Below are 648 nucleotides of genomic sequence, written 5' to 3'. Positions count from 1 at the left end.
GTTATACCCGACGTCCGGAGAGCTTGTTCCGAGTCATGCGCAAACTAGGGCTATTTCCTGCTGTTTCAAAGAAAAAAGTGTATAAACCAAAGCCTTACGAGCAGATGACCTATCCCGGCCAGCGGGTCCAGGTGGACGTAAAAGTGGTGCCCCGCAAATGTATTGCGGACTCGCAACTCCGCCTCTACCAGTACACCGCCATTGACGAGTTTACCCGCCTGCGTTTTCTGACTGCCTACCCAGAGCAAAACACCTATTCCTCTGCCGACTTCCTAAAAAAGTTGCTCAAGTGGTATGCCCGCCGAGGTATCCGGGTGGAGTGCGTGCAGACGGACAATGGCTTTGAGTTTACCAATCGTTTCTCCAACAGCAGACGGGATCTGCCCACCCTGTTTGAGGTCACCGCTGCCGAGCTGGGCATCCGGCATAAACTCATCCGTCCCTACACGCCACGACACAACGGTAAGGTGGAGCGTAGCCACCGAGAGGACCAGAAACGTTTTTACTCCTGCCACCGCTTTTACTCTCTCGATGACTTTTCCAAGCAGCTTGCTGTCCATAACCGCCGTTCCAACAACTTTCCCATGAGGCCTCTAGGTTGGCTTTCTCCTTTAGAGTTCACTGTCCAATATGTTTGACAAACCTACA

1 protein-coding gene is annotated in these 648 nt (G+C 52.5%); it reads left to right on the top strand.

The genetic code is table 11. The annotated features are described in order from the left end of the window. The coding region (locus ACTQ3V_RS15680; RefSeq protein ID WP_441468303.1) for a DDE-type integrase/transposase/recombinase at positions 1 to 638 on the top strand (638 nt) is incomplete at its 5' end. Positions 639 to 648: the final 10 nt, after the last annotated feature.

This window comes from Candidatus Agathobaculum pullicola (assembly GCF_052117205.1).
Taxonomy (GTDB): Bacteria; Bacillota; Clostridia; order Oscillospirales; family Butyricicoccaceae; genus Agathobaculum; species Agathobaculum pullicola.
This window is presented reverse-complemented; position numbering and strand designations above follow the sequence as displayed.